Annotated in this window: 7 protein-coding genes; 4 read left to right on the plus strand and 3 right to left on the minus strand. The window is 67.6% G+C overall.

Annotated elements, in window-relative coordinates:
• Entirely contained in the window at window positions 1–1,665 is a 1,665-nt protein-coding gene (locus ACFDTH_RS09830) for a ShlB/FhaC/HecB family hemolysin secretion/activation protein (protein ID WP_375287347.1), read from the minus strand.
• A gap of 337 nt (window positions 1,666–2,002) precedes the next feature.
• Between ACFDTH_RS09830 and ACFDTH_RS09835 the strand changes: the two genes are divergently transcribed.
• The 3 genes from ACFDTH_RS09835 (at window position 2,003) to ACFDTH_RS09845 (ending at window position 5,158) form a co-directional block, all read left to right on the plus strand.
• Window positions 2,003–3,526, plus strand: a complete 1,524-nt coding sequence (locus tag ACFDTH_RS09835; RefSeq protein ID WP_375287348.1) for an alkaline phosphatase — start codon at window positions 2,003–2,005, stop codon at window positions 3,524–3,526.
• 124 nt (window positions 3,527–3,650) lie between these two features.
• Window positions 3,651–4,430 carry an SDR family oxidoreductase gene (locus tag ACFDTH_RS09840; protein WP_375287349.1) on the plus strand — a complete coding sequence of 260 codons (780 nt, stop codon included), beginning with the start codon at window positions 3,651–3,653 and terminating at the stop codon, window positions 4,428–4,430.
• Complete coding sequence (locus tag ACFDTH_RS09845) at window positions 4,427–5,158, plus strand: Crp/Fnr family transcriptional regulator (RefSeq protein ID WP_375287350.1); 732 nt, start codon at window positions 4,427–4,429, stop codon at window positions 5,156–5,158. The genes ACFDTH_RS09840 and ACFDTH_RS09845 overlap by 4 nt, the downstream gene beginning before the upstream one ends.
• A 3-nt stretch (window positions 5,159–5,161) precedes the next feature.
• On the opposite strand, the gene ACFDTH_RS09850 is transcribed toward ACFDTH_RS09845, so the two are convergent.
• On the minus strand, window positions 5,162–5,590 hold the full coding sequence (locus ACFDTH_RS09850; protein ID WP_375287351.1) for a cytidine deaminase: 429 nt from the start codon (window positions 5,588–5,590) through the stop codon (window positions 5,162–5,164).
• A 2-nt stretch (window positions 5,591–5,592) separates the two neighbouring features.
• On the minus strand, window positions 5,593–6,075 hold the full coding sequence (locus ACFDTH_RS09855; RefSeq protein ID WP_375287352.1) for a UPF0262 family protein: 483 nt from the start codon (window positions 6,073–6,075) through the stop codon (window positions 5,593–5,595).
• A 100-nt stretch (window positions 6,076–6,175) separates the two neighbouring features.
• Between ACFDTH_RS09855 and ACFDTH_RS09860 the strand changes: the two genes are divergently transcribed.
• Window positions 6,176–6,957, plus strand: a 782-nt coding sequence (locus ACFDTH_RS09860) for a DnaB-like helicase N-terminal domain-containing protein (RefSeq protein WP_375287353.1), incomplete at its 3' end; no start/stop codon positions are given.

Raw genomic sequence — 6,957 nt, forward strand, 5'->3', positions numbered from 1 at the left:
CTAGAATTCGCCCCTCACGACAAAGATCGCGCGGGGATCGCCCGCGCTGCTGATCGGGCCGTCGCGCAGCGGCACCCCGATCGACATTTCCCCACTGAACAGATCGAACAGCCGCAGCCGCGCGCCCCCGCCCACGCCCAGAAGGCGGAACTGGTCCTGCTGCTCGGCGAGCACGCGGCGGACGCGCACCCAGCCCATGTCCACGAAGCCGTAGACGCGTAGCTCGTCCACCACGCTGCCGAACAGGGTGGCGGCGGACGGCGAGCGCAGCTCCAGCGATTGCGAGAAGCCGTCGTCACCGACCGCTTCCGACTGATAATAGCCGCGCACGTTGGTGAGGCCGCCGATCGAGAATTGCTCGTTGGTGATGAGGTGCGAATCGGCGATCTGTGCATTCAGCCGGTAGGCTGCGACGAGATCGCCCTTGAACGCGCGCTCGTAGGTGGCGCCGAGGTTCAGGTGGACGAAGTTTTCGTTGGCATCGAGCTCGCGGCCGCGGAACTGGTCGATCAGCTGGCAGGGCAGGCCGACGACGACCTCGACGCAGGTGGTGCGGTTGATCGCGCGGAAGCCGAAGGTGCCGCCCAGGTTGACGCCGAAGCTGGTGTTCTCGTCCCCGCCGGACAGCGCATATTCGGCGGTGATCGGGATGTAGCGGATCGGCGCGGATCCGGCGGGCACGCCGCCCACGGTGATGTCCTGCTGAAAGTCCTTGAAGTCCGGCCCGAAGGTGATCGCCTGATAGGTGCCGTCCGAAGGCAGCTTGTAGGTGGCGCGCACGCCCACCTGATAGCCGTTGCCCAGCACGTTGGTGCCGCCCAGCGCCGCGATGTTGCTGTTGGACTTGTAGCCGAACACCAGCAGCGTCCACGGCGTGCCGATGAAGGGGATGCTGTACGAGCCCGAGATCACTTCGCTGTCGGACTTGCGCTCGGGCGCGTAGATGTAGGTCGCCGACAAGGTGTGACCGACGCCGCCCAGGTTGGTGAACCGCGCCGAACTGGAAATCCGGGTGCGCGTGGTCGACGGGCTGTTGTCGTTGTTGATCTCAACGCTGGCGTGGATCGGCAGCTCGTCCTTGACGCGCAGTTCGACATCGACGCCGCCGGTGGTGCTCGGCTTGAACGTCGGCGTGATCGTGCGGTCGGGAAAGCGATTCGCCGCGGCGACGTCGCGTTGGAGCGCGCGCAGGTCGATCGGCTGGCCGGGCACCAGCGAGGGCACGTTTTCGAGGACGCGCCCTTCCGAATGGTATTTGCCGCCCGACACCAGCACCTGACCGAGCGGCGACTCGCTGACCGCGATCGTGACGATGCCCTGCCGGAAGGTCGCGTCGGGCTGGACCGGCAGCTCCACCACCACCGCCTCGAAGCCGCGCGCGGCATAAGCGTCCTGGATCGCCTTGCGGGCCGCCTCGGCATCATCGTTCGATCGCGCCGGGCCGGTGAACGGATAAAGGATCGTGGCGATCTGGTCGGGGTCGAATCGGGTGACGCCGGTCACGTCGAAGGCGTTGATATCGAACTGCTGCGCGGCGGGTGCGGCGGCGGCCTCCTGCGCGGCTGCGGGCGCCTCCTGCGCCGCGGCAGGCGCGAGCGGGCAGGCGCCGGCGATCGCCATCGCCAGCACATGCCAAGACGCGCCGCAGACCGCCGGTCGCTTCATCGAAAACTGCCCCTTTGCCCTGCCCGTGGCCTTGCGAAAGATTTGTGAAACTATTGCGACAAGGATCGGGGCCGAAGCGCGGGTCGTCTGAAGAGTTGCCGCACGGCAACATTGCGGCGGTCGCCGTCTTTACATCCGACAGGAGCGCGGCCGGGACTCGTGATCGCGCTACCTCGTCTCCAATCGTAAGGGTGGGGATACGGCCAAGTCCGTCACTTTATTGCAACAAAACGGTCTTGATCACGTCTCGATGGCGTCGCGCGATCGACACACACCTGTCCCCGGCCCGTCACGGGGGCGGGCTAGCGGAGCCGGGCCACCACAGGGGAGAGCATACATGAAGTCGAGGTTCCTTCTCGGCGCGGCGCTGGTCGCCGCTCCGTTCGCCGCCGTTTCCGTCGAGGCGCAGGCCGTGCCGAAGATCAAGAACGTGATCGTCGTCGTGAACGACGGTGGCGGGCCGACCGTCTATGACGCGTATCGCATGTTCAAGGGCAAGCTGCCGGTCACCAGCACCACCAAGTTCAAGAAGACCTGGGTGTCGACCCACCCGCTGCGCCCGGACAGCACCACCAACAACACCCCGGGCACCGATGCGCAGGACCCGTCGGTCGTGTACGACTCGGCCAAGTTCTGGGACACCACCCCGATCGCCGGCCCGTCGACCGTCTCCGGCTACGGCAACTACCCGGCGGCCTTCGCCGGCTACGAGTGGAGCCGTTTCGCGCACCCGGACTCGGGCAACACCGCCTCGTCGCTGTCGAACGGCGTGAAGACCTACAACAACGCGATCAACGTCGATGGCTCGGGTGACCCGCAGACCACCATCGTCGACCTGCTCCAGGCTTCGCGCAAGGCTGGCAAGCGCACCGGCATCGTGACCACCGTCGAGTTCAGCGACGCGACCCCGTCGGCCCTCGGCGGCGCCCACAACATCGCCCGCGCCAACCGTCAGGCGATCGCGGCCGAGATGTTCGGCACCGGCAACCTCGACGTCATCGCCGGCGCCGGCAACCCGGACTTCAACAACGACGGTCAGCCGCAGACTGCGAACTACAACTGGATCTCGCAGAACTTGTGGACCGACCTGAAGAACGGCACCAACATCTTCGGCGGCAACAGTTGGAACTTCCGCCTGGTGCAGGACAAGTCCGAGATCGTTGACCTGGCCAACGGTTCGGTCCCGGCCCCCGAGAAGCTGGCGATGATCGTCAAGGCGTTCACCTCGCTGCAGTTCAATCGCTCGGGTGACACCACCGATCCGTCGGTTCCGCACACCAAGGAGCCGTTCACCGATCCGCTCAACACCAACATTCCCTCGCACAAGGAAATGACGCTGGCGGCGCTCAACGCGCTGGGCCGCACCAGCAACCCGAAGAGCGGCAAGGCCAAGGGCTTCTACCTGATGACCGAAGCCGGCGCGGTTGACCGTGCGGAGCATGCCAACAACACGGCGCGCATGCTCGAGGAGATGCAGGCTTCGGACGAGACCGTCCAGGCGATCATCGACTGGGTGAACCGTGACGACACCGATGCGACCTGGAACAACACCCTGCTCGTCGTCACCGCCGACCACGACCACGTGCTCTACGGTCCGGATGCCGACCGCATCCCGTTCCAGGGCCTGAAGTCGAACGGCGTCGGCAAGACCCCGCGCCACAAGTGGTTCGGCCCGAACCACGGCACCGGCCTGGTTCCGCTCTACGCCTATGGCCGCGGTGCGGACGAACTGATCGCGCTGGCGACCAACGTCGACAGCTACACCGATGGCGAGGGCCGCACCTTCGGTCACGGCAACTACCTCGACCAGACCGACGTCGGCAACTTCCTGAAGGCGGCGGTCGCCAGCCAGGCCGACTGATCCACCTTCACCGGTGACCTGATGGGGGTCCCGGGGCTTCGGCTCCGGGACCCTTTTCTGTGGAGCCGACCGCTTGCCATCATGGCCGTCGATCCGCAGAACGCGGCGGACAGGGAGACGACGGATGGCGGGACGGTTCGAGAACAAGTCGGTGTTCGTCGCGGGTGCGTCGAGCGGGATCAACCTGGCGATCGCCGAGGCGTTCGCGCGCGAGGGCGCGAAGCTGACGGTGCTCAGTCGCAGCGAGGAGAAGATCGAGGCGGCCGCGGCGGGGATCCGATCGATCGGCTTGCCCGCGATCGGGATCGCCTGCGACGTGCGCGATTATCCGGGGCTGGAGGCGGCGTTCGCCCGTGCCGTCGAGGCGCATGGCTCCATCGACGTTCTGGTTTCCGGCGCGGCCGGCAACTTCCTGGCGCCGGCGCGCAAGCTCAGCGCCAATGCGTTCAAGACCGTAGTCGACATCGACCTGCTCGGCACGTTCAACGTCTTCCGTGCGAGCTTCGATCACCTGACCCGGCCGGGTGCGTCGCTGATCGCGATCACCGCGGGGCAGGCGGTCCACCCGTCGCCGTTTCAGATCCACGCCTGTGCCGCCAAGGCGGGCGTTAACATGGTGACCAAGTGCCTGGCACTGGAATGGGGACCCGCCGGCATCCGGGTCAACGCTATCTCGCCCGGGCCGATCGCCGATACCGAGGGCATGGCCCGGCTGGCCGCCGATCCGGCGCGCGAGGCGGCGATCAAGAACCGGCTGGCGCTGCGCGACTATGGCCGCAAGGACGACATCGCCGAGGCCGCGATGTACCTTGCCAGCGACGCGGCCCGCTATGTCACCGGGGCGATCCTCAACGTCGACGGCGGCAACGACCTGGGCGATGCGAGCACGGACGCGCTGGCGTGATCTCTACCAAGTTCCTCCGAGGGCGTGCACGCGCTGCCTTGTCGATCCACGAGCAGCAGGTGCTGGATGCGGCGATCTCGGGCGTGCGCGAGGTCGGGCCGCGGACGATGCTGAGCCGCTCGGACGACGTGCTCCAGCAGAGTACCTACCTGATCGAAGGGTTCGTCAGCCGCTACATGGACGATCGGGGAGGGCATCGGCAGCTCGTCGCCATCCATGTCCCAGGCGACTTCATCGATCTCCACGGCTTCGCTCTGAAGCGACTCAACCATGACGTGGCGACGCTCGGCCCGGTGCGCATCGCCACCGTGCCGCATCCCGCGCTCACCCGGATCATGGCGGAAGAGCCACACCTCGCGCGGCTGCTGTGGTTCAGCACCTTGCTCGATGCCGCGATGCACCGGGAGTGGATCTTCCGACTCGGGCGGCTCGATGCCACCGCGCGCGTGGCGCATTTCTTCTGCGAACTCGCGACCCGGCTCGACATGGTCGGCTTGTACGAGGGCGGCCGGTTCGCGCTGCCGATCACGCAGTCCGAACTGGCGGAAGCGTGCGGCGTCACCGGCGTGCACGCCAACCGCACGCTGCGGGTGCTGCGCGAACAAGGCATGCTGGTGTTCCGCGAGGGCGTCGCCGAGGTGCTCGACCTGCCGGCGCTCAAGCGGCTGGCGCAGTTCGACGATAGCTATCTCTATCCGAACTCCGCCGAACTGTTCGAGCGCAACTGACGCTCAGGCGAGGTCGGCGGGACCGAAGGCGAGGGGCAGCAGCGCGGAGAGGCGATGCGTTTCGCGCACCCCACCCGTCAGCCCGGCGCAGTGGATTGCCAAGTCCCGCCCGCCGAGCTGCGTCGCCTCGTTGAGCATCTGCCGGCAGCGCCCGCACGGCCGCACCGGAGCGGTGCCCGCGCCGCCGATGGTGCCGCCGACCACCGCGACCTCGACCACCTCGGCCAGCAGTCCGCGAGCGTTGGCGGTGCCCAGCGCCACGGTCTCGGCGCACAGCGACAGGCCGTAGCTGGCATTCTCCAGATTGGCGCCGGTGACGATCTCGCCGCCCGCGGTGCGCAGCGCCGCGCCGACGGCAAAGCCGGAATAGGGGGCGTAGGCGTAGCGGGCCGCCTCGCGTGCTACGGCGATCAGGATCTCGGTTTGGTCCATGGTCAGCCGCGGATATGCAGCACGCAGATCAGGGTGAAAAGGCGCCGCGCGGTGTCGAAGTCGACCTCGATCTTGCCGGCGAGCCGCTCCTTGAGCAGCTCGGCCGCCTCGTTGTGGATGCCGCGCCGCGCCATGTCGACCGTTTCGATCTGCTGCGGCGTCGACTGGCGGATCGCCTGGTAATAGCTGTCGCAGATCGCGAAATAGTCGCGGATCGGCCGGCGGAAGCGGCCGAGGCCCAGCACCAGAGTCTCCAACGGCGTGTCGTCCTCGCGCCGGATCTCGATGGCGAGGCGGCCTTCCTCCACCGACAGGCGGATGCGGTAGGGGCCGGCATAGCCGTCCGGATGGCGGCGCTGAGGGGCGAAGTGGTTGTCCTCGATCAGGTCGAAGATCGCGATCCGCCGCTCCTGCTCGACATCCGCGGAGCGCCACAGGATGGTGCGCTCGTCCAGCTCGACATGGATGATCCGCGGGTCTGCCACTGCCGGAACCTAGAGGCGGGGCGGGCACCGGGCAATCTATCCACATCAATCTGCCGCACGCACCTTCAAGCCGGTCGCGCCAGGGGGTAGGGTCCGGGGGATGGCGACCCTGGCATTCCCCGCACCGGCCCCGGCCGAAGCCGTCCACCTGCCCCGCAACGTCGAAGCGGAGGCGGCGATGCTCGGCGCGATGATGATCGACAACCGACTCGCCGACGATATCGTCGACCGGCTGGAGCCGCAGCATTTCTACGAGCCGGTGCACGGTCGCATCTTTGCCGCGATCAAGACCTTGCGCGGGCAGGACATGCTGGCGACACCGGTTACGCTGCGGCCGATGTTCGAGGCGGACGAGGGCATGCGCGAGCTGGGCGGGCCGGCCTATCTCGCCAGCCTGACCGGATCGGGCGCGGGCCTGATCGGCGCGCGTCAGTTCGCGACGCAGATCTACGACCTCGCCATGCTGCGGGCGCTGGTGACGGTCGGGCGGACGCTGGTCGACCGGGCGATGGACACCAGCGAGGAGGTGAACCCGCGCGCGCAGATCGAGGCGGCGGAGGAGGAGCTGTTCAAGGTCGCGGCGGACGGCGGCGCCGAGAACAGCGTCAAGACCTTCGCCCAGGCGAGCACCGCGGCGGTGAAGATGGCCGAGCGCGCATTGAACTGGGGCGGCAACCTCTCGGGTGTGACCACCGGGCTCGATTCGGTCAACGCCAAGATCGGCGGCCTGCACCATTCGGACCTGATGATCCTCGCCGGCCGCCCCGGCATGGGCAAGACCTCGCTCGCCACCAACATCGCCTATAACGCCGCGCGCCGCTGGATGCGCGACATGGCGGACGGCATCCCGCCGGCCAAGTCGGTGGGCAGATCGGAAGAGCG

The organism is Sphingomonas sp. (assembly GCF_042096255.1).
In the GTDB taxonomy this organism is placed as follows: Bacteria; Pseudomonadota; Alphaproteobacteria; order Sphingomonadales; family Sphingomonadaceae; genus Sphingomonas.

Coding starts and splice junctions, on each gene's coding strand:
- ACFDTH_RS09830 (WP_375287347.1), bottom strand. CDS start 1,665: ATGAAGCGACCGGCGGTCTGCGGCGCGTCTTGGCATGTGCTGGCGATG.
- ACFDTH_RS09835 (WP_375287348.1), top strand. CDS start 2,003: ATGAAGTCGAGGTTCCTTCTCGGCGCGGCGCTGGTCGCCGCTCCGTTC.
- ACFDTH_RS09840 (WP_375287349.1), top strand. CDS start 3,651: ATGGCGGGACGGTTCGAGAACAAGTCGGTGTTCGTCGCGGGTGCGTCG.
- ACFDTH_RS09850 (WP_375287351.1), bottom strand. CDS start 5,590: ATGGACCAAACCGAGATCCTGATCGCCGTAGCACGCGAGGCGGCCCGC.